19 protein-coding genes are annotated in these 21,210 nt (G+C 34.2%); 12 read left to right on the top strand and 7 right to left on the bottom strand.

Annotated features, from left to right (window positions below; all coding sequences use genetic code 11):
* Window positions 1-8: 8 nt before the first annotated feature.
* Both ggt and C1A40_RS15810 read right to left on the bottom strand, forming a co-directional pair.
* The gene (ggt, locus tag C1A40_RS15815) at window positions 9-1,691 is read right to left on the bottom strand and encodes a gamma-glutamyltransferase (protein ID WP_102996743.1); all 1,683 of its coding nucleotides are present in this window, start codon (window positions 1,689-1,691) and stop codon (window positions 9-11) included.
* Complete coding sequence (locus C1A40_RS15810) at window positions 1,692-2,285, bottom strand: acyl carrier protein phosphodiesterase (RefSeq protein ID WP_102996742.1); 594 nt, start codon at window positions 2,283-2,285, stop codon at window positions 1,692-1,694. It lies immediately after the preceding gene.
* Window positions 2,286-2,511: 226 nt separating this feature from the next.
* Here C1A40_RS15810 and glmM point away from each other — a divergent pair, with 226 nt between their 5' ends.
* Complete coding sequence (gene glmM, locus C1A40_RS15805) at window positions 2,512-3,903, top strand: phosphoglucosamine mutase (RefSeq protein ID WP_102996741.1); 1,392 nt, start codon at window positions 2,512-2,514, stop codon at window positions 3,901-3,903.
* Between the two features lie 90 nt (window positions 3,904-3,993).
* On the opposite strand, the gene C1A40_RS15800 is transcribed toward glmM, so the two are convergent.
* On the bottom strand, window positions 3,994-4,887 hold the full coding sequence (locus C1A40_RS15800; protein ID WP_102996740.1) for a lysophospholipid acyltransferase family protein: 894 nt from the start codon (window positions 4,885-4,887) through the stop codon (window positions 3,994-3,996).
* 63 nt (window positions 4,888-4,950) lie between these two features.
* Here C1A40_RS15800 and C1A40_RS15795 point away from each other — a divergent pair, with 63 nt between their 5' ends.
* From C1A40_RS15795 to cmk, 4 genes are all read left to right on the top strand, one after another.
* Complete coding sequence (locus C1A40_RS15795) at window positions 4,951-5,601, top strand: rhomboid family intramembrane serine protease (RefSeq protein WP_102996739.1); 651 nt, start codon at window positions 4,951-4,953, stop codon at window positions 5,599-5,601.
* Between the two features lie 205 nt (window positions 5,602-5,806).
* Window positions 5,807-8,257 carry an endopeptidase La gene (lon, locus tag C1A40_RS15790; protein ID WP_102996738.1) on the top strand — a complete coding sequence of 817 codons (2,451 nt, stop codon included), beginning with the start codon at window positions 5,807-5,809 and terminating at the stop codon, window positions 8,255-8,257.
* A 429-nt stretch (window positions 8,258-8,686) separates the two neighbouring features.
* Window positions 8,687-9,706, top strand: a complete 1,020-nt coding sequence (porQ, locus tag C1A40_RS15785; RefSeq protein WP_102996737.1) for a type IX secretion system protein PorQ — start codon at window positions 8,687-8,689, stop codon at window positions 9,704-9,706.
* A 164-nt stretch (window positions 9,707-9,870) separates the two neighbouring features.
* Complete coding sequence (gene cmk / locus C1A40_RS15780; protein ID WP_102996736.1) at window positions 9,871-10,554, top strand: (d)CMP kinase; 684 nt, start codon at window positions 9,871-9,873, stop codon at window positions 10,552-10,554.
* Window positions 10,555-10,697: 143 nt separating this feature from the next.
* Here cmk and C1A40_RS15775 read toward each other — a convergent pair whose 3' ends face one another.
* Window positions 10,698-11,078 (bottom strand): LysM peptidoglycan-binding domain-containing protein, encoded by a 381-nt coding sequence (locus tag C1A40_RS15775; RefSeq protein ID WP_102996735.1) that lies wholly within the window; start codon window positions 11,076-11,078, stop codon window positions 10,698-10,700.
* Window positions 11,079-11,546: 468 nt separating this feature from the next.
* Here C1A40_RS15775 and rpsA point away from each other — a divergent pair, with 468 nt between their 5' ends.
* The 5 genes from rpsA (at window position 11,547) to C1A40_RS15750 (ending at window position 16,715) form a co-directional block, all read left to right on the top strand.
* On the top strand, window positions 11,547-13,379 hold the full coding sequence (gene rpsA, locus C1A40_RS15770) for a 30S ribosomal protein S1 (RefSeq protein ID WP_102996734.1): 1,833 nt from the start codon (window positions 11,547-11,549) through the stop codon (window positions 13,377-13,379).
* Between the two features lie 460 nt (window positions 13,380-13,839).
* Window positions 13,840-14,385: a bifunctional pyr operon transcriptional regulator/uracil phosphoribosyltransferase PyrR gene (pyrR, locus tag C1A40_RS15765; protein ID WP_102996733.1), complete on the top strand. Its 546-nt coding sequence runs from the start codon at window positions 13,840-13,842 to the stop codon at window positions 14,383-14,385.
* 79 nt (window positions 14,386-14,464) lie between these two features.
* Window positions 14,465-15,394 (top strand): aspartate carbamoyltransferase catalytic subunit, encoded by a 930-nt coding sequence (locus tag C1A40_RS15760; protein ID WP_102996732.1) that lies wholly within the window; start codon window positions 14,465-14,467, stop codon window positions 15,392-15,394.
* Between the two features lie 3 nt (window positions 15,395-15,397).
* Entirely contained in the window at window positions 15,398-15,730 is a 333-nt protein-coding gene (locus C1A40_RS15755) for a ribonuclease Z (protein WP_102996731.1), read from the top strand.
* 79 nt (window positions 15,731-15,809) lie between these two features.
* Window positions 15,810-16,715 (top strand): ribonuclease Z, encoded by a 906-nt coding sequence (locus tag C1A40_RS15750; protein WP_102996730.1) that lies wholly within the window; start codon window positions 15,810-15,812, stop codon window positions 16,713-16,715.
* Here the strand turns inward: C1A40_RS15750 and C1A40_RS15745 are convergent.
* Entirely contained in the window at window positions 16,712-17,125 is a 414-nt protein-coding gene (locus C1A40_RS15745; protein ID WP_102996729.1) for a hypothetical protein, read from the bottom strand. The genes C1A40_RS15750 and C1A40_RS15745 overlap by 4 nt on opposite strands.
* A gap of 85 nt (window positions 17,126-17,210) precedes the next feature.
* Here C1A40_RS15745 and pdxH point away from each other — a divergent pair, with 85 nt between their 5' ends.
* Both pdxH and C1A40_RS15735 read left to right on the top strand, forming a co-directional pair.
* Window positions 17,211-17,858, top strand: coding sequence for a pyridoxamine 5'-phosphate oxidase (pdxH, locus tag C1A40_RS15740; RefSeq protein ID WP_102996728.1), 648 nt, complete (start codon window positions 17,211-17,213; stop codon window positions 17,856-17,858).
* Window positions 17,859-18,132: 274 nt separating this feature from the next.
* Window positions 18,133-19,302 carry an IS4 family transposase gene (locus tag C1A40_RS15735; RefSeq protein ID WP_102995256.1) on the top strand — a complete coding sequence of 390 codons (1,170 nt, stop codon included), beginning with the start codon at window positions 18,133-18,135 and terminating at the stop codon, window positions 19,300-19,302.
* 282 nt (window positions 19,303-19,584) lie between these two features.
* Here the strand turns inward: C1A40_RS15735 and aroB are convergent, their stop codons facing one another.
* Both aroB and C1A40_RS15725 read right to left on the bottom strand, forming a co-directional pair.
* Entirely contained in the window at window positions 19,585-20,652 is a 1,068-nt protein-coding gene (gene aroB, locus C1A40_RS15730; protein WP_102997241.1) for a 3-dehydroquinate synthase, read from the bottom strand.
* 147 nt (window positions 20,653-20,799) lie between these two features.
* Entirely contained in the window at window positions 20,800-21,177 is a 378-nt protein-coding gene (locus C1A40_RS15725) for a polysaccharide biosynthesis protein (RefSeq protein ID WP_102996727.1), read from the bottom strand.
* Window positions 21,178-21,210: the final 33 nt, after the last annotated feature.

Below are 21,210 nucleotides of genomic sequence, written 5' to 3'. Positions count from 1 at the left end.
TAAATTAATTAAAACCCAACAGCGGTATCGTCACCTCGATGATCGGCACCTCCTTCGTAAGTATGTTCTTCTGTAACCAAAATACCGTCTACTTTACCTATAATAATAGATTCTTCTTCAATTGTTTTATAGCCTAAAGTTTCGAGTTTATTTATAATTTTTTTATTAAAAGCATTTGGTTCCATGGTAATTTCGTCTGGTAGCCATTGGTGGTGAAAGCGTGGGGCATTAACGGCTTCCTGCATGCCCATACCAAACTCATGAACATTAAGTATGGTTTGAAGTACCGATGTAATTATGGTAGAACCTCCAGGGGTACCAACAGCCATAAATAATTTACCGTTTTTTTCAACAATGGTAGGGGTCATAGAGCTAAGCATACGTTTTTCGGGGGCAATACTGTTGGCTTCAGCTCCAATGAGTCCAAATAGATTAGGAATGCCAGGTTTACTGCTAAAATCGTCCATTTCGTTATTTAAAAAGAATCCCAATTCACTGCAATAGAGTTTGGAACCATAATATGAGTTTAAAGTGGTTGTAGTGGAAACGGCGTTGCCAAATTGGTCGATTATAGAATAGTGTGTGGTTTCATTGCTTTCCGTAATCTGAACATGACCATGTGAAATAGCTGCAGAAGGCGTTGATTTGTTAAATGAAAAATCAGACATTCTATGATTAAGATACGAGGTGTCAAGCAGTTTTTTAGTGGGGATATTAACAAAATCGGGGTCTCCTAAGTAAAAACTTCTATCGGCGTAAGCCCGTTTTTCGGCTTCGGTAATTACCTGAATACTTTTTAGACTATTGTGCCCCATGTTATGAAGATCATATGGTTCTATCATTTTCATAATTTGCCCCAAACAAACACCGCCACTTGAAGGTGGTGCCATAGATATAATTTTTAAATCATCGTAATTAAAAGTGATAGGCTTGCGCCATTGGGCTTCATAATTAGCCATATCTTCCAAGGTAAGTATGCCACCGTTATTTTGAATAAACCTAACCAAAGTTTTAGCTGTTTCACCTTTATAGAAGTCTTCCTTACCATGATTCATAATCGCTTTTAAGGTTTGGGCTAAGGCAGGTTGCTTTAAAGTGTCTCCGGGCTTAAAATTGTTAATGAATATTATGGAGTCTTTATTAACGTCTCTAAAATCATTTTGTTTGCTTTTAATTCGTTCTGCTTGACTTCTAGAAATGGCATACCCTTTTTCGGCAAGTTCTATAACCGGTTTTAGAATGGTTTCAAGTGGTAATGACCCCAGCTTTTTATGTACAGCCATAACACCGGCTACGGTGCCAGGAACCCCAATAGCCATAGCGCCTTTAGTGCTCTTATCAGGAACTATATGGCCTAGCGAATCTAAATACATGTTTTTTGTTGCTGCTTTGGGGGCTTTTTCTCTGTAATCGAGGCTTCCAATGGCGCCATTAGCTTTTCTGTATACCATAAAGCCACCACCTCCAATATTACCAGCACAAGGGTATACCACAGCTAAAGCAAGTTCTGTAGCAACCATAGCATCAAAGGCATTGCCGCCTTTTTCTAAGATATCACTACCTATTTTAGAGGCTTCTACACGAGCAGAAACCACCATGGCATTGTTAGTAACCAGACCTCTTTTAATGTCCTTTTTACAGGAAAATAAAAAAGTGAGAAACACTACTAAAACAATAGGCGCTTTTTTCATCTATATGCTTTTTAGCTCCTTTAACTTTTGTTTTGAAAAGCAAATTAATTCATCAAAAAACGAAGTAAACTCAGTTTCAAACTCTTCATAATATTCTTGTAGTTCAAAGATGGCTTCATTCATACCCGATCTGTTTTTGGTGCGTCTATTCATGCCGTCTAAAACTCTAGAAATACCATCAATAGAAGCATAACTTAATAACCAGTTATCGGCAAGCATGTAGGGTAGTAGCTTTTGAATATTAAGCGGTAATATGTCGTAATGGACTTCCAAGGCATTGTAAAAACTCTCTGTATAATCAATAAGCGGTGTATTGGAATATTGCTGCCAGTTTTTAGCTAAAAAATGATCATATAATATGTCTACAATCACACCTGAATAGTGCCCATATTTTTTATGAAGCCTTTTTGTGCTTAATCTTACCGTTGGATGTGCATCGGTAAACGTGTCTATATGTCGATGTAGCAAGATTCCTATTTGAATATCTTTTGGGAACTGCATATACTTTTTTCCCTTAACGCCATCGGCAATAAAGTTTCCTATGGTAACCAATTCATTTTCGCCAGAAAGATAGATGTGCGCTAAATAATTCATTTTGGAAATTTACGAATTCCCTTTTAACAATTCCGATTTTGAAATACTATATTTGTTTCGGAAAAGAGGCGAATTACTATATGCTTTAGGCCGTAAGCTATAACTTATAAAGGCTTTTCAATTTTGACCTAATGTAATGTATAACACGGATATTTTTGGTCAACAGTCAACAGTCAATAGTTAATAGTCAACGGTCAATATTAAATAATAAATAATCAATACAAATATGACACTTATAAAATCAATTTCAGGCATTAGAGGAACTATAGGCGGTGCGGTTGGTGAAAATTTAACACCCATTGACGCTGTAAAATTTGCTTCGGCTTACGGGGTTTGGTTAAAACAACAACGTAATAAAGAGCACTATAAAGTGGTTGTAGGTCGTGATGCACGAATTTCGGGTAAGATGATTCAGGATTTAGTCATGAACACCCTTATAGGGTTGGGGATTGATGTCGTTGACGTCGGGCTATCAACAACACCTACAGTGGAGGTTGCTGTACCGATGGAAGTTGCCGATGGAGGGATCATTCTAACAGCAAGTCATAACCCAAAACAATGGAATGCTTTAAAATTATTAAATGATAAAGGCGAGTTTTTAAATGCTGTTGAAGGGGCTAAAATTCTTGAGATTGCCGAAGGCGATGCTATAAATTTTGCTGATGTGGATAGTCTTGGTAAAATCACAAAGAATAAAGCATACATCGATTTACATATTATTGAAGTATTAGACTTAGATTTAGTAAACGTTGGCGCTATTGAATCGGAGCGTTTTAAAGTGGTTGTTGATGGTGTGAATTCAACAGGAGGGATTGCTATTCCGTTACTATTAGAGCGTTTAGGTGTTGAAGTGATTAAATTATACTGCGAGCCTAATGGCGAGTTCCCTCATAATCCAGAGCCTTTAAAGGAGCATTTAACCGATTTATCGGAAGCGGTTAAAAAACATAATGCCGATTTAGGTATTGTTGTCGATCCTGATGTGGATCGTTTAGCCTTTATGGACGAAAATGGTGAGATGTTTGGCGAAGAATATACCTTGGTAGCTTGTGCCGACTACGTATTAAGTAGAACGCCTGGTAATACGGTGAGTAATATGAGTTCGACACGCGCCCTTCGTGATGTTACCGAAAAGCATGGCGGTATGTATGAAGCGAGTGCTGTGGGTGAAGTGAATGTGGTAAACCTTATGAAAAAGAACAAGGTTGTTATTGGTGGTGAAGGAAACGGCGGTATTATTTATCCAGATTCACACTATGGTCGTGATGCTTTAGTTGGTGTCGCTTTATTTTTAAGTTTGCTTGCCGATAAAAAAATGAAAGTGAGTGAACTTAGAAAAACGTACCCAAGTTACTTTATGGGTAAAAAGAGGATTGAACTTACACCTGGTTTAGATGTTGATGGCATTTTAAAAGAAATTGCTATCCGCTATAAAAATGAAGAACTAACCACTATTGATGGTGTTAAAATCGATTTCGCAGAAAGTTGGGTACACCTAAGAAAAAGTAATACCGAACCTATTATTAGAATTTATACCGAAGCTAAATCGCAAGAAGAAGCCGATACTTTAGGTGATAAATTTATTGCTGAGTTAGGTGAAATTGCAAAGTCCTTGTAATTGTAATAAACCTTAAATAAGCTGTTTAAAAGGTGGGTCAATCATTTTGTTTTAATAAAATGGTCTAAAAATCACTTTTTAAACAGCTTTTTATTTGAGTTGTATTTTAGGATTTTTACCACGATGTTTCCAGCGTTTGTGCGTCCAGAAATAGTATTCTGGTGCCTCGTAAATTTGTTTTTCTACCTCACGTAAAAACATATCTGTTAGCTCGTAGTCTTTAAATTCCTTGGGGTTTTCAGATAAAAGAATAAATTCCGATTCGTAATAACCGCGTTTCACTTTATTAACTTTTAGATAAGCTATAGTTAAGTCTAATTTTTTAGCAATACGCTCGGCACCAGTAAAACAAGGTACTTCAATACCCATAAATTCACCCCAATACACATCTTTAGAAAGTTTTGGCGATTGGTCGCTCAAAAAAGCCATAATACTTTTTAAGCCCTTTGCCTCATTATTTGTTATAACGTTTATAGTTTCTTTAGTGCTTATTAATGTTGTGTTGTATCTGGCTCTAATTTTTCTAACCAAGCGATCAAAATACTTGTTATTAAGTTTTTTGTAAACCCCAAAACCAGGAAGTGAGGTTTGGTTTTGAAGTTCTACAACCCATTCCCAACTGGCATAATGTCCAAACATAAGTAAAATACTTTTGTCTGATTTTTCCACTTTTTTAAAGACTTCAGGGTTTTTAAGAATAAAACGTTTTTGTAATGCTTCTCTAGAAATGGTAATGGTTTTTGCCATTTCCAGAAACATATCACACAAATGTTTATAGAATTTTTTTCTAATAGCAAAAATGTCTTTTTCTGATTTTTCTGGAAATACCAACTTTAAGTTTTCTGTAATGACCTTCTTGCGGTACCCAATAATATAATAGACTAACACATATACCATATCGGAAATGAGATACAAGATCCTAAAGGGTAAAATGGAAATTATCCATAATAAAGGATAAACAATAATATAAGCTAGTAAATGCATTAATTAATTTTAGATTTGCAGTAGCAAATATATGTTAAATCCTATTTAAACTTTTAATCCTTTATGGACAATTTAAGCTTAGTCACTATTATCATCATTGTAGCCAACGCTATCATATCCTATAAAGGTTTTGGTGATTTTAATTTTTTTGAAAAATATAAATTCCAAATCGGTGCTATTCAACGAGGGGAAAAAATTAGAATGTTTAGTTCTGGGTTTTTACATGCCGATACACAACATTTAATTTTTAATATGCTGTCCTTGTATTTTTTTGCTGATGTGGTTATTAATCATTTAGGGGCCTTTCCTTTTATAATTATCTATGTAGGGAGCTTGCTTCTTGGTAATTTGCTGTCTTATTATTTTCATAAAAATGAATACCAATACAGTGCTGTAGGGGCGAGTGGAGCAGTTTCAGGAATTATATATTCCGCTATTTTGTTGCAGCCAGGTATGAAACTCATGTTTTTCTTTATTCCAATTGCTATACCGGCTTATCTTTTCGGAATTGGATATCTGCTGTATTCCATTTATGGTATGAAAAACAGTATTGGAAACATTGGTCATGATGCCCATTTTGGAGGTGCTGTTGGTGGTTATTTGTTTACATTACTTTTAGCGCCTTGGCTTTTTCAAACCAATATGTTAATGATTGTTTTGTTAGCTTTACCAATTGTTTTATTGTACATTTTAAAAAGAACAGGAAAGTTATAAAAACGATTAGGCTTAACGGTTTTAGAGCTCTAAATCCTTCAGTTTTCTTTGCCAAACTATTATGGCATAAGTATTGAAATTATACTACTACAAAATATTACTTATATTTGGTAAGTTGCTGATATTTAACAGGATAAACAATCTATTTAAGAATCAATAAAATGGCTAAATCGGTCTTTAATGACAGATTGACCTAAAATAATATATGAAGAAATCTAATTTTATTACCCTTGACAGTTTGTCATTACAGGAGTTTGATGAAAATGCAGAATTAATCCCGTTAATGACACCTGAAGATGAGGAAGCGATTAATAATGAAGAGTTGCCAGAAACTTTACCCATTTTGTCTTTACGAAATACCGTATTGTTTCCTGGGGTAGTTATTCCTATTACAGCCGGGCGCGATAAGTCTATTAAACTGATTAATGATGCCAATAAAGGCGGAAAAGTTATTGGAGTAGTGGCTCAGAAAGACGAATCGGTTGAAGATCCTTCGGCTCAAGAAATTCATGAAACGGGTACCGTTGCTAAAATTCTACGTGTTTTAAAAATGCCCGATGGCAATGTTACGGTAATTATTCAAGGTAAAAAGCGTTTTAAAGTGGCCGAAGTGCTTACTGAAGAGCCTTACATGACTGCTACCATTAGAGATATTCCTGAAGCCAAACCAGCTCTAAAAAACAAGGAGTTTACTGCTATTATCGACTCAATTAAAGATTTGGCTTTAGATATCATCAAGGAAAACCCGAATATTCCTAGTGAAGCGTCTTTTGCTATCAAAAACATCGAGAGCAATTCATTTTTAGTGAATTTTGTGTCTTCTAATATGAACCTTTCGGTAGCTGAAAAACAAGAGTTATTAGAGATCAATGAGTTGAAAAAACGTGCGCTTGCGACTTTAAAATATATGAATGTTGAATTTCAGAAGCTTGAACTAAAAAACGATATTCAGTCTAAGGTTCAAATGGATATGAGTCAGCAGCAACGTGAATATTTCTTGCATCAACAAATGAAAACCATCCAAGAAGAATTGGGCGGTGTAAGTCATGATCAGGAAATTGAAGAAATGAAAACGAAAGCTAAAGAAAAGCTTTGGGATGAAAAAGTAGCGAAGCATTTCGAGAAGGAAATTGCAAAAATGCAACGAATGAATCCGCAAGTTGCAGAGTATTCAATTCAACGTAACTACCTCGAGTTGTTTTTAGAATTGCCTTGGAATGAGTTTTCAGAAGATAAATTTGACTTAAAACGGGCTATGAAAGTTCTAGATCGTGATCACTTCGGATTAGAAGATGTGAAACGACGTATCATTGAATATCTGGCTGTTTTAAAGTTACGTAATGATATGAAATCACCAATTCTTTGTCTTTACGGACCTCCAGGGGTTGGAAAAACTTCATTAGGGAAATCTATTGCTGAAGCTTTAGGGCGTGAGTATGTTAGAGTTTCATTAGGTGGTTTACGTGATGAAGCAGAGATTCGCGGGCATAGAAAAACCTATATTGGTGCGATGCCAGGACGTATTATTCAGAGTTTAAAAAAGGCTGGAACCTCAAATCCTGTGTTTGTTTTAGATGAAATTGATAAATTATCCAATTCTCATCAAGGTGATCCATCATCTGCTTTATTAGAAGTTTTAGATCCAGAACAAAACAGTGAGTTTCACGACAATTTCTTAGAAATGGGTTACGACCTGTCTAAAGTGATGTTTATAGCCACCTCTAATAGTTTGTCTACCATTCAGCCGGCTTTATTAGACCGTATGGAGATTATAAATGTGACAGGTTATACCATTGAAGAGAAGGTTGAAATTGCCAAACGTCATTTACTTCCTAAACAATTAAAAGAACATGGTTTAAGTGATAAGGATTTAAAAATAGGAAAACCGCAATTAGAGAAAATTGTTGAAGGTTATACACGTGAATCTGGTGTTCGTGGTTTAGAAAAACAAGTGGCAAAAATGGTGCGTTATGCAGCCAAAAACATTGCCATGGAAGAAGATTATAATATTAAAGTGACTAACGACGATATTATTGAAGTTCTTGGCGGACCAAAATTAGAACGCGATAAATATGAAAATAATAATGTTGCCGGTGTTGTTACAGGTTTAGCTTGGACACGTGTTGGTGGTGATATATTATTTATTGAGTCTATTTTATCTAAAGGAAAAGGTAGTTTAACCATTACTGGGAATTTAGGTAAGGTTATGAAAGAGTCGGCTACCATTGCCATGGAATACATCAAATCGAATGCTGACGCCTTTGGAATTGATGCTTCTATTTTCGAAAAGTATAATGTGCATATTCACGTACCTGAAGGGGCTACGCCGAAAGACGGACCTAGTGCTGGTGTTACTATGTTAACCTCTTTAGTGTCATTATTTACTCAGAAAAAAGTAAAGAATAACTTAGCTATGACAGGTGAAATTACCCTTCGCGGTAAAGTACTACCTGTAGGAGGTATAAAAGAAAAGATTTTAGCTGCCAAACGCGCCAGAATAAAAGAAATTTTATTGTGTGAGGATAACAGACGAGATATTGAAGAGATAAAACCAGAATATTTAAAAGGTTTAACCTTTCACTATGTTACCGATATGAGTGATGTTATTAAAATAGCGGTGACTAATCAAAAGGTGAAAAATGCTAAAAAACTGTAGACCTTAGGGTGTATGCCATAGGCTGTATGCTATATGCAATTTCACAACGTAAATTATGAAACGAAAGTGATAACTTTAAACTTTAAACTTTTCACTTCTAATATCTAATATCTAACTATTTACCTTTTAATAGAGGCTTGTCGAAATTCTATAATGAATGTATGCATTATGATTTTTCGACAAGCTTTTTTTATTTATGGCTTTATGCTATAGGTTTTAAGCGCTATGTTATAAGCTATTTCACAACGTTAATCACGGAACGAAAGCCTTAACTTTTAATATCTAATATGTAACGGCTCACTTTAATTATATTTCGACAAGCTTAATATGACAATCAGTATACTTTTCGGCCAGCTTCTTTTTTTTGATTTAAAATAAAAGATACATGCCATCGTTTTAAGATAGATTTACTTACTTTGTGTCGTAAATATGGTGAAAAAAACTATTCTTTCTTTTTGTTTACTCATGGGTACTTTCGCTTCAGCACAAGTTGGAGGTGAAAGCACGTATCAATTTTTAAATCTAATTTCTTCACCACGCCAAGCAGCATTAGGTGGTAAGGTATTTACCAATGTCGATTACGATGTTACCCAACCCTTATTTAATCCAGCAACTATAAATATGGAAATGGATAATCAGTTGGCTGTAAACTATACCAGTTACTTAGGAGGTATAAGCTATGGGTCTGCTGCTTATGCTTATACTTACGACAGACGCGTACAAACGTTTCATGGCGGTATAAACTATATAAATTATGGTTCGTTTGATGGTTATGATGAAGATGGTAATTCTACAGGGGCCTTTTCAGGAAGTGAAGCTGCATTATCTTTAGGTTATGCGTTTCAGTTAGGGTATTCCGATTTTTATTTCGGATCCAATTTAAAGCTGATCACTTCAAAATTAGAACAATATACTTCTTTTGGCGTTGCTGTCGATGTAGGATTAATTTACATTGATGATTATTTAGGATTGAATGCAGCTTTGGTGGTTAGAAATTTTGGTACTCAAATAACAACCTATGCCGATGTTTATGAAAAACTGCCTTTTGAAGTTGGTTTTGGGATCTCCCAAAAATTAGATAATGTCCCTATTAGGTGGCATGTAACCTTAGAAAACTTACAACAATGGCCCATTGCTAGACCAAATCCGTCGCGAACAACTAGTGATTTAGAAGGTAATGAAACAGAGGAAAGTATAAGTTTTTTAGGTCAGGTTATTAGGCACACCATTATTGGAGCCGAACTGTTTCCCGATAAAGGTTTTAATGTGCGTTTGGGATATAATTTTAGAAGAGGCGAAGATTTAAGAATTATCGATCAGCGTAACTTTTCAGGGCTTTCAGCTGGGCTCTCTATAAAAATGAATAAAATGCGTTTTAGTTACACATATGCGAGTTATACGAGTGCAGCTAATGCTAATTTCTTCGGACTTCAAATTGATTTACAATAGGTTTTTAAGTTATAAGTATTTAAAGTTACGAGTACTTAAAGTTATAAGTTGTTGATAAATTAAATGTTAAATACTTTGAATGTAAGTTGGTTTTTTGATTTATCACTTAATAACCAATAAAACAATATAACTTTATACCTTTGCAGCCTTTATAAACAATTTTAATGAACAAGATTACCATTGCCATTGATGGGTTTTCATCTACTGGAAAAAGTACAGTCGCTAAACAATTAGCAAAACATTTAGGTTATGTATACGTCGATACGGGTGCCATGTATCGCAGTGTGGCGTATTATGCTATGCAAAACGGACTAATAACTAAAGAGTCTTTTAATGTTGAGGCTTTGGTTGATCAACTTTCTAATATCAACATTACATTTAAATTTAACGACGCTTTAGGTTTTGCTGAAGTTTACTTAAACGATGTGAATATAGAAAAGGACATACGCACCTTAGAAGTGTCTAAATTTGTGAGTACTGTAGCCTCGGTTTCTGCAGTTCGAAAAAAACTAGTAGAACAGCAGCAAAAAATGGGAGAAAATAAAGGTGTTGTTATGGATGGTCGTGACATCGGAACCGTAGTTTTTCCAAATGCCGAACTTAAATTGTTTATGGTAGCTTCCGCGGAAACAAGAGCCAAACGCCGTTATCAAGAACTTATTGAAAAAGGGGATAAGGTAACTTATGAAGCGGTACTTAAAAATGTAGAAGAACGTGATTTTTTAGATACGACACGCGCAGATTCTCCTCTTGTGAAGGCTGAAGATGCTATTGAATTTGATAATTCGATATTGAACAAGGAAGAGCAGTTTGAGAAGTTACTGGACTTAGTGGAAACTAAATTGTAATCAATTTTTACAGAGAGATACCCAGTGAAAAATAACCAATACTTCTGTAGCATTGTGTGCTCTCTGCGAATCTTTAAATTATAAAAAAAACGAATCTTTAAACATTTAAAGATTCGTTTTATATAGCCTGTAATTTTGTTATGTTACAAATTAGGGATGATTAACTCTTGGCCTGGATGAATTAAATCAGGGTTCTTTAAAATATCAGAGTTTGATTTAAATATATCTTGATATTTTGATGCTTTTCCGTAATACTGAACAGCAATTTTACCAAGGGTTTCACCGCTTTTAACTACATGTCTGTGGAAAACACTGGTGTCGGCAACAGTAATATTCGCTTTAATGTCAGCAGGGTTTTCGCCACCAATTTCTTTAATTTTATCCCAAAGGATGTTTTTTTCATATTGGGTTTTGGCCTGCCCTTTTACTTTTAAAATGCCATCACCTTCTCTTACTTCACCGTTTTTAATTTGTAAAGATTCTCCTAAATCGAGTACTGGTTGATATTTTTCTTTTGCAGTCATAATGAATTAAATAAAATGTTATTGTTTTTTTTCAATCATAACAAGGTATGAAAATTATTAGTGAAAAAGCATACGATGTAGTAAGAAATTCATCCAATCTATGAACTAAAAACAGCTTCTCTTTTAAACCAAAATGATAATCTTTCGTCGGTGACGATATCTTATTTTGTTTTTCTCTTCATCTTAATGATAAAAAAGGGCTAATCATAGGGCAAATTTGCGTTCTTATACACTACAAAACCACTTAACATCAGGGTTTTAAAATTACATGATCATTTTTAGGTATTTAAATCATTATTATGTATTTTTGCACTCCTTTTAGCGGGTTATTGGAAAGATAAAAGGAATGAAATCAATTTTTATATAACACTTCTGTGTGTTAATCGCTTAAATCTTCCAAAACATACAGAATACAAAACATAATGTATTCAGGTTAAAAAAAACTAAGATACATTATCAATTAACAAAATGGCGGAAAACGCAAAACAAGCTGAGGTTGAGGCAACTGAAGCTAAAACTGTAGAAGCTCCAGTAGTATCTGAAGCTAAAGCAAACCCTGAAAAATTCTTAAAAGAGTTTAACTGGCACAACTACCAAGAAGGTATTGATGAAGTTGACGATTTACAATTAAAAGAATTTGAAAAGTTAGTAGCAGAAAATTTCGTTGACACTTTAGACGACGAAGTTGTAGAGGGAACTGTAGTACATATTACAGATCGTGATGCTATTATCGATATTAACGCTAAATCTGAAGGCGTTATCTCTTTGAACGAGTTTCGTTACAACCCTAACTTAGCGGTTGGAGACAAAGTAGAAGTATTAATTGATGTACGTGAAGACGCTACAGGACAATTAGTATTATCTCACAGAAAAGCACGTGTAATCAAAGCATGGGATCGTGTAAACGCTGCTCATGAGTCTGGTGAAATCGTAAACGGTTTCGTTAAGTGTAGAACTAAAGGAGGTATGATTGTAGATGTTTTCGGAATTGAAGCATTCTTACCAGGTTCTCAAATTGACGTGAAGCCAATTAGAGATTACGATCAGTACGTAAATAAAACAATGGAATTCAAAGTTGTTAAAATCAACCACGAATTTAAAAACGTTGTTGTTTCTCATAAAGCACTTATCGAGGCTGATATTGAAGAACAAAAGAAAGAAATTATTGGTCAATTAGAAAAAGGTCAAGTATTAGAAGGTGTTGTTAAAAACATTACTTCTTACGGTGTATTCATCGATCTTGGTGGTGTAGATGGTTTAATCCACATTACTGATTTATCTTGGTCTAGAATTAACCACCCTAACGAGATTGTTGAGTTAGACCAGAAATTAAACGTTGTTATCCTTGATTTTGATGAAAACAAATCAAGAATCCAATTAGGTCTTAAACAATTATCTAAACACCCATGGGAAGCTTTAGCTGATACTGTAAAAGTTGGTGATAAAGTAAAAGGTAAAGTTGTTGTAATCGCTGATTACGGTGCATTTATCGAGGTTGCTGATGGTGTTGAAGGATTAATTCACGTTTCTGAAATGTCATGGTCTACACACTTACGTTCTGCTCAAGATTTCGTATCTGTAGGCGATGAGGTTGAAGCGGTTATCTTAACTTTAGATAGAGAAGATCGTAAAATGTCTCTTGGTATTAAGCAATTAACTGCTGATCCATGGACTGATATTACTGGAAAATACCCTGTAGGTTCTAAACACACTGGTGTGGTTCGTAACTTTACAAACTTTGGTGTTTTTGTTGAATTAGAAGAAGGTATCGACGGATTAATTTACATCTCTGATTTATCTTGGACTAAGAAAATTAAGCACCCATCTGAATTCTGCGCTGTAGGCGATAAATTAGATGTTGTGGTATTAGAATTAGATGTTGAAGGACGTAAATTATCTTTAGGTCACAAACAAACTACTGCTAACCCTTGGGATAAGTATGAAACTGAGTTCGCTTTAGGAACTACTCATACTGCTGAAATCTCTGAAATCGTTGATAAAGGAGCTACTATCGAATTTAACGAAGATATCGTTGCATTTGTACCTTCTCGTCACTTAGAGAAAGAAGATGGAAGCAAACTTAAGAAAGGTGAGTCTGCAGAATTTAAAATCATTGAATTTAACAAAGAGTTTAAACGTGTTGTAGCTTCTCATACTGCTATTTTTAAAGCAGAAGAAGTTGCTAACGTAAAAGCTGCTGTTAAGAAAGCTGCTAGTGCTGCTGCCGAAGCAAAACCAACTTTAGGTGATGCTAACGACGCTTTACAAGCGCTTAAAGATAAAATGGACGGGAAAAACTAATTAATTCCTGTGAAAACAGGATTCTCATTCATTTAAAACTTAAAGCCTCTCGTGTATTCGAGAGGCTTTTTTTATGCTTTATTATCTATATAGGTGTTCGAGCGGAGTCGAGAACATTATAGCATAAATCAAAGACAAAAAACTCTACACGCGACAAATCTCAGAAAGACCTCAGTAACTTCACAGCTATGAAACTCTGCAACTTTCTAAAAAATAGATGCTTCAGCCATACCTCCTTCTAAAAGACAACTTGGGTTTATCGTGTAAGGGATAGAAGCGGCATCCTTTATTGGGTACGAGAAAAAGATATAGCCTTTCAACTTCACTCGAAGATAAATTCCCACCCGACCTTCCCAACGGTAATAGGGAGGTATACACCCTAATAAAGTTTACAACTATTGGTTTCAACTTCTAATATTTTGCATTACCTTTGTTCTCCAACTTACGTTTTGGATAATATATGAGTCAGAAAGTTTTACTTAACGAGAAAGAGGTAAACATCATTCTTCACCGATTGGCTTGTCAACTTATTGAAAAACATAACGATTTTTCGAATACCGTGCTTATTGGTTTACAACCGCGTGGGGTATTTTTAGCAGATCGGCTAGCCAAAATTTTATCTGAAGATTATCAGGTAAAAGACATTCAATTAGGACAGCTAGATATCACGTTTTTTAGAGATGATTTTAGAAGAGGAGAAAAGCCTTTAGAGGCCAATAGCACGAAAATTAATTTCTTGGTTGAAGATAAAAATATCGTTTTTATTGATGACGTGCTTTATACAGGAAGAAGCATTAGAGCGGCCCTAACAGCCATTCAATCTTTTGGTAGACCTAACGAAATTGAGCTATTAACGCTTATAGATAGACGATTTAGCAGACATTTACCTATTCAACCCGATTATCGTGGCAGACAGGTAGATGTAATTAATAATGAAAAGGTAAAAGTGAATTGGAAAGAGCATGATGATGCCGATGCCGATTCTGTTTACCTGATTGAAAAATAAAATAAATAACTAAAGTTCGAGTTTTAAAGGGCTTACTAAGTGATTTTTAACTTCTAACTTTTAACTTTTACCTAGTATAATGAGCGAATTAAGTGTAAACCACTTATTGGGAATTAAATATCTTAACCAAAAAGATATCCAACTTATTTTTGAAACAGCCGATCATTTTAAAGAAGTGATTAACAGACCTATTAAAAAGGTCCCTTCGCTTAGAGATATTACTATTGCCAATTTGTTTTTTGAAAATTCAACGCGAACAAAATTATCTTTTGAGCTTGCCGAAAAACGATTATCTGCCGATGTGATTAATTTTTCCTCCGGACAATCGTCGGTAAAAAAAGGAGAAACTTTAATTGATACGGTTAATAATATCCTCTCTATGAAAGTGGATATGGTGGTGATGCGTCACCCAAATCCGGGTGCTGGAGTGTTTCTTTCTAAACACGTTAATGCGAGTATTGTTAATGCTGGTGATGGGGCTCATGAGCACCCTACACAAGCCCTTCTTGATTCGTATTCGATAAGAGAAAAACTAGGCGAGGTTAATGGGAAAAAAGTGGTTATTGTTGGTGATATTTTACACAGTAGAGTAGCGCTATCCAATATTTTTGCCTTGCAATTACAGGGTGCTGAAGTGATGGTTTGCGGACCAAAAACACTCATTCCAAAGTATATAGATAAACTTGGAGTAAAGGTTGAAACTAATTTGCGTAAAGCACTGAATTGGTGCGATGTAGCAAACATGCTTCGTGTGCAAAATGAGCGTATGGATATTAGTTATTTCCCTTCAACAAGAGAATACACACAGCAATTTGGTGTCTCTAAAGATTTATTAGATTCATTAGATAAAGAGATTACAGTTATGCATCCAGGCCCCATTAATAGAGGCGTAGAAATAACCAGTGATGTTGCCGATTCGCAACAGTCTATTATATTAGATCAAGTAGAAAATGGCGTGGCCGTTAGAATGGCCGTGATTTATTTATTAGCATCAAAAATAAAACAGTAAGTTATGATTTTAGACCAAAACGGAAATACTTTTATAATAACTCAAGAAAAAGCTACTGTTATAGAGCTCGTTAAAAAAATACAGGCTTTATATCCTAAATTTAAAAACAACAATATTATTGTAGCTTTAAACACCTTAGGAAGTTTTAGTAAATCAGATATTGTTGAATTTCTTGAACTTTCCAAAACACATAAGGCCGCAAAGCAATCTTTTGTGATCGTTACCAATAAAATTGATTTAGATTCGGTTCCTGAAGAGATAGCTGTGGTTCCTACCATTGAAGAAGCCTACGATTTTATTGAAATGGAAGATATGGAACGTGATTTAGGTTTTTAAAGTAGTTCCATAAACCCTAAAAGTTGTTTGTGGTAAACTTTACTTCAACAACACATACAACGCCACCAGATATACCATTATGAAATTATCAATTTTAGGCTGTTATAGTGCAACGCCAAGAACTTTAAATAACACCACGTCACAAGTATTAGAAATAAACAACCACATGTTTTTGATAGATTGTGGTGAAGGTACACAAGTTCAGTTGCGAAAACATAAGGTGAAATTTAATCGCATTAAGCATATTTTTATTTCGCATTTACATGGTGATCATTTTTTTGGTTTAGTGGGTTTAATTTCAACGTTCAGATTACTAACTCGTGAAACCGATTTACATGTTTATGGCCCTAAAGGCATTAAAGAAATTGTAACACTTCAATTGAAACTAGCCGATTCATGGACCAATTACAACTTGTATTTTCATGAATTATCGTCTAGCAAGTCGGAATTGGTATTTGAAGATGATAAAGTTGAAGTTTATACCATCCCTTTAAATCATAGAATTTACACTAATGGCTATCTCTTTAAGGAAAAAGAAGGGGATAGAAAATTAGATGTTTATGCTGCCGAAGAAGCCAATATTAATGTGGCTTACTACAGAAAGCTGGTTCAGGGCTTTGATGTGGAAAATGAAGATGGTGCATTAATAGACCATAAAAAAGTGACTACCCCAGGCCCAAAACCTTTAAGTTATGCCTTTTGTAGTGATACCATGTATAAAGAGGATATAGTTCCCATTATTAAAGATACTGATGTGTTGTATCATGAATCTACATTTTTAGATCAACATGAAAACTTAGCCACAAAAACAAAGCATTCAACAGCTAAACAAGCCGCTCAGATAGCAAAACAAGCTAATGTTGGAACTTTAATTTTAGGGCATTATTCAACACGGTATGACAACATTCAAGTGTTTAAAAAAGAAGCCAAGGAAATCTTTAAAAATGTTCAGCTCGCTAAAGACGGAAAAACCTTCGAGTTTTAATCGGTAACCTTTAAATTCATCACCCAAGTAATGGCTTCCTCCAATGAATTGCAGGTTTCCATATCTAACTTAGCAAAGTGTTTCTCTAAACTAGCATTCAATTCTGACATTGAGCTATAAGAAACTATGGCAGTAGCCGTAATCTGAGTTGTATTTTCGGTGACATTCGCCCAGTCTTGAGGGTCTGTAGAATAGGAGTTTACACGATTAGAAATATAAGCTACTTTGGCATCACCACCGTAGTATCCTATAATATCTTTTGTTGCAAGCATGATTTTATTCCAGTCAAAATGAACACCTTCATGTATTTCTGAAATAATAAATTTTTCACACAGATAAAAATTACCAAAGGGTAATTCAAGTTTATAAAAACTATGTATTTTACTTAGAGGGGAATTTTCAAATTTCATTATAGTTTCTTAGAAACTGCAAATTTAAATTGTTTGCTAAGATATTTGTGTTAAAAAAGTATAATTTTTTGTTATTTTGTAACTTATGGAAAAGGATTTAAGTAAATATCGTAAGTCGTACGAAAAGGGCGCTTTATTATTATCAGAAGTCCCTGAAAACCCATTGGAATTGTTTCAAAAATGGTTTCATGAGGTCGATGCTTTTTTTATTGAAGATGAAACCAATGCCATGACCGTGTCAACTATCGGCTTGGATGGTTACCCCAAAAACAGAGTAGTTCTTTTAAAAAAATATACCTATGAAGGTTTTATTTTTTACACCAATTATAACAGTGAAAAAGGTAAAGCTATAGCAATGAATTCAAATGTGTGTTTATCTTTTTTTTGGCATGGTGCAGAACGCCAAATTATTATAAAAGGTAAGGCTGAGAAAATTGCTGAAAATTTAAGCGATGGTTATTTTGAGTCTCGCCCCCGTGGCAGTCAAATAGGTGCCTTGGTCTCCAACCAAAGTGAAGTTATTGAAAATAGAGACGTTTTAGAAAACAAACTCAAAACCTTAGAAATTGAATTTGAGGGTAAGGAAATTGATAGACCAAAACATTGGGGTGGTTATTTAGTTAGACCTGTAGAAATAGAGTTCTGGCAAGGTCGCCCAAACCGTTTGCACGATCGGATTCGTTATAAATTGCAGGACGATTACCATTGGAAAATTGATAGACTGGCTCCTTAATATATAAAAAATGAAAATTGGTTCAAAAATCCGTCCTTTTTCAATGAGTATTCTAAATTGAATCATTCGGAACTATTTATGGACTTAAGTTTAAATTACGAAAGAGATTATAGATTGAGCACTAATAAATCCTTAGCCATGAATAGTATATCAGAACCCACAAATTATCTTAATGATTAATTAGCAATAGCGTCTAAAACGCTTAAAAAGAGAAAGGGATTTTGTATCTCAAAATATTATTTTTGAGTTGCACAACAAAAAACAACCTTTCTCCATGACAAATATAACATTGTTCTCTCAGATAATCTCCAAATTAGACCGTTCTAGTTTTTCTAAACTTGTAAAAGCCAAGGGAACAGATAAACATCAAAAAGGATTTAATAGTTGGACACATTTAGTCTCCATGTTGTTTTGTCAATTTGCAAAAAGTCAATCCGTCCGAGATATAAGTAATGGACTTCGCTCTGCCACAGGAAACCTTAATCATTTAGGCATACAGAAAGCACCTTCTAAATCAACGATAAGCTATCAAAACAAACATCGAGACTGGACGCTTTATCGAGATTACTACTATGTTCTTTTAAAAAGTTTTGGACAGCACCCTCACTTAAAACGTGTTAAATTCAAAATTAAATCCAAGATATTTCTATTAGATTCTACAACGATAAGTCTATGTTTAAGTCTCTTTGATTGGGCAAAATACAAAACCCACAAAGGAGCTGTAAAAATGCACACCTTGCTTGATTATGATGGTAATTTACCGCACTATGTAAATATTAGCGATGGTAAAACAGCAGATAATAAAGGAGCTTACGATATTCCTTTGATTAGCCGTTCGGTTATTGTCGCAGATCGATTTTATAATGATTTTTCGTTACTTAACGTTTGGGACAGCAACCAAGTGTTTTTTGTAATTAGGCACAAAGAAAACATCCAATTTAAGAGTATTAAAGAAAAAGAATTGCCAGAAAATAGACATCATCATGTTTTAAAAGATGAAATCATTGAGCTAACAGGGGCTAAATCAAAAACAAAATACCCAAAGAAGCTACGTAGAATAGCTGTATGGGACGATAAAAATAACCAGGAAATAGAACTTATTACCAACCAAATGTCTTGGACAGCAAACACAATTAGCCAACTCTACAAAGCTAGATGGGATATTGAGATATTCTTTAGAGACATCAAACAACAGCTACATATTAAATCGTTTATAGGAACTTCTGAAAATGCCGTAATGATACAAATATGGACGGCTCTTATTACTATACTCATCCTAAAAGCCTTAAAAGCAAATGCAAAATATAATTGGTACTTGTCCAATTTAGTAGCTTTTATAAGACTTAACCTTTTTGTCAAAGTGGATTTGCAAAAATGGATTGATAGCCCTTTTAACGAGCAGCCTCCCCCCAAACAAAATTATACACAAGGGGTTCTTTTTTGAAAAAGATAAAAAACATGGCTAATTACCAGTAAAATCGTTGACTTTTGATTAGATCAAAAATGTTTAGGACAGGATTGATTAATTAGAATGGAATTAAATACATATTAAAACGGACCAATTAAAAACCCCGTAATTGATACCTAAAGATCATTTACGGGGTTTATTATTTATTTAAAATACAATATAGCACTAATGTCTAAATTTTAATGCTTCCCAAATTTACCAACGAGATAACATCAAAAAAATATAAAGTGCGTTTTAACGGTTAAAGCCGTAGGGATATTAACTCGCGTAAAAATTAAAAGCATCAATAATCATTTGTTCTTCAACCAAACAATCAATTTTCGTTTTTCCAATATCTTCTAGTAAAACAAAATTAATATTGCCATGGGTGTTCTTTTTATCGTATTTAAGCAATTCTATTATAGGCGCATATTCTTGTTCATTAATATCTACTTTACCATAATAACCCGTTAACAAGCTTTTAATAGCATCTGTTTTTTCTTTAGGGAAACCTGTGAGTTGGGTAGATATATAACACGCCAATATCATGCCTATAACCACAGCCTCACCGTGTAATAAGGTGGTTTTGTTAGGACTACTTAAAAAATACGATTCAATGGCGTGGCCAAGTGTATGCCCGTAGTTTAAGGTTTTTCTTAATCCATTTTCAAAAGGGTCGATTTCAACAACATTCTTTTTAATTTCAACCGATTCGTATATTAATCGATCTAAATCCTTTAAAGAAAGTTTCGATAAATCTTCAAAATTACTCCAATACGATTCACCAGTAATAAGACCATGTTTTAACATTTCTGCTAAGCCTGAACGCATTTCATTTTTTGGTAAAGTATCAAGGTATTTTGTGTCTATTAAAACCAAATCGGCATTGCTTATAACGCCTATTTGATTTTTTAAGGCGCCTAAATCCACACCAGTTTTTCCTCCCACAGAGGCGTCAACCATAGATAGGAGCGTGGTAGGTACATTTACATAAGCGATTCCACGTTTAAAAGTACAAGCGACAAATCCGCCTAAATCGGTAATAACGCCACCACCAATATTAATCATCAAACTTTTTCTATCTGCATCTAATTCCGATAAGGTATTCCAAACGCCAACACAGGTATCGATGTTTTTATTTACCTCTCCAGATTCAATTTCAATAATTTCAATAGTAACTTCTGTCTGTAATTTTTCTAAAAAAAGTGGTAAACAGTATTGATGTGTGTTTTCATCAACAAGGATAAAAATTTTAGAAAAATGCTTTTCGGCTAAATATTCGTTTAAAGATGAATAGCAAGTATCATTAAAATGAATGAGACTATCATTGGCTGCAATAGAGTTCATATTTGGTGTCATAATTTAGAAGCCGTGAAATTAAGGAGTTTTTATATAAAATTATAATCAAGAGCTAATTTCTTTGATTTAATTTTAGCTTTATATGGAAGAAATGACTTAGTTTTTTGGGATCGTTTAAGTTAAAACCAAAATTTATTAGAGATAGCTTAATAATACGGATTTAATGTAATCTGGAGGATCATTTGGAGATATCGATTCCAATTTTTTAAAGTTGATTTTAATACAGGTTTTCCTGTTTTTATCGGCTTCAACGAAATAAACGTCTTGAATATTGGTTGATAAATGTTGTTCAGAATCTGATACTAAATCTTCTGCGAGCTTTTCACCACCACGTAACTTGGTAACTTTAATTTTTGAAGTGTCGGGCACTTTATTGTAGTTAAATAATAAGCGCTCTACAATATGTTTTATTTTAATTGGATCGCCCATATTAAAAGTAAAAGTGTTACCCGATGGTTGATTACGAGCACTAAATTTTAATATAAGGTGACAGGCTTTTTGTTTACTTATCATTAGTGTCCGATAAAAGATTTTAAAAGCGGGATT

Origin of the sequence: Tamlana carrageenivorans, assembly GCF_002893765.1 — a bacterium.
Taxonomy (GTDB): domain Bacteria; phylum Bacteroidota; class Bacteroidia; order Flavobacteriales; family Flavobacteriaceae; genus Pseudotamlana; species Pseudotamlana carrageenivorans.
Note: the sequence above shows the minus strand (reverse complement) of the source record. Positions and strands in the feature narration are given on the sequence as shown.